Raw genomic sequence first — 1,368 nt, 5'->3', positions numbered from 1 at the left:
CTGATTTAGGAAACAAAGCCCCCATACCTAGCGACGCGTATTTCACGCCCTCTTTTTTTTCCTCATCGAACTGTTGATTAGAAAAAGCAAAGAACGCCCCTGCCTCATTAAAAGCCTGAGTTTGTTTGTCTTGAATATAGTGTGAGAGATATTTCATTATTTAAGTCTCCATTTTATAACTAAGGGGTATCAAGTCTTTATACTTCGATATATTGATGGCTATCTGTCACCCACCCCATGACGACAGCACGACTATTCAGCCCTACTTTATTCGTCTCAGTAATCACATGACCTCTCGCAATGCCTTGCCCCCAGTACGGCTTATTGAGTTCTGTTTCTGGGAATAAAACCGTCAGTTCTAGCCAAACACTGGAATGCCTGGCTCTTGCTTTTACATGAGCGGCAATCACGATAATATTTTCCACAGAGGTTGTTCCTGATAGGACAACATCACGACTTAGCCCTACTGGGTGCACGCGCTTAGAGATATCATTTTTTGGTGAGCTTTCGTGCTCCAGCGGCGAAACGCTGGTCACTGAATTTGAATTAGAGAGAGTTAGGTTTGAATTTTGTTGCGCCATGAGGATTTTCCTTTTGTTTGAGTATCACTTTTCGGAGCCGCTTGGCTGTCCGCTCTCTCACCATCGTTCTGCTTTGCAAGGGCGCGCAGCGTTCATTTACCCTTGCAAATCAGGTTGTGGGGAGAGACGGTTAACAGCCTGCGAGCCCGTAAATGATGCGAGTGAAAGGAAATCGGCGCATAAGAAAACAAGCCTTACTCGAACTTATTCAAAGGTAGGGAAAGCAACGAGGAGGTACGACGAGGCGTAGCGAACGCAGTGAGAGGAGTGCGTTCAGGATTGCAGCGATATCCTTTTAGATAGGGGCTGTAGAGAGGCACATCCTGGGGCGGCACGCAGTGACTCACCAGGGTGATGTCACTCTTAGGCCATAGATAAAAGATACAAGCGAAAAGCCTTGCCCGAAGGGTAACGCCCAAGTTAAGCCCTTATCACGACGCTGTGCTTCAAATCCGCTTTAAACTATCATCATAAAAAACTCGTCAATTAAGCCCTATCAGCCACGCAACCACAAATTGACATCAATACACTGCAATACAATCAAGCATCGAGTCAATGGGCCTACAGTCCTCCTGAGAGCCAGCTAGACGACCGCTTGCGGTCGAGCCTTTGGCTCAACTTCTTTTAGCGCGACCACAGCGTTCAAGGAAATCACCAAGGAAACTAAGGCCTCCAGGCTAAGAGGCATCTCATTCGGTTTTAATCGAATAAAGTAATGAGTCTTTTTGTCACAAAGACCGCGTTGGGCGTCAGTTTACGCACCCACGCTTTAGAGTATCGTGACCAT

The 1,368-nt window shown here is 46.6% G+C and carries 1 protein-coding gene; it reads right to left on the bottom strand.

What is annotated here, in order from left to right; translation table 11 throughout:
• Positions 1-197 precede the first annotated feature (197 nt).
• The gene (locus AB4503_RS18835) at positions 198-581 is read right to left on the bottom strand and encodes a hypothetical protein (protein WP_076678492.1); all 384 of its coding nucleotides are present in this window, start codon (positions 579-581) and stop codon (positions 198-200) included.
• Between the last annotated feature and the right edge of the window lie 787 nt (positions 582-1,368).

The sequence above is a fragment of the Vibrio sp. 10N.222.55.B11 genome (genome assembly GCF_041473705.1).
Lineage (GTDB): Bacteria > Pseudomonadota > Gammaproteobacteria > Enterobacterales > Vibrionaceae > Vibrio > Vibrio crassostreae_C.
Note: the sequence above shows the minus strand (reverse complement) of the source record. Positions and strands in the feature narration are given on the sequence as shown.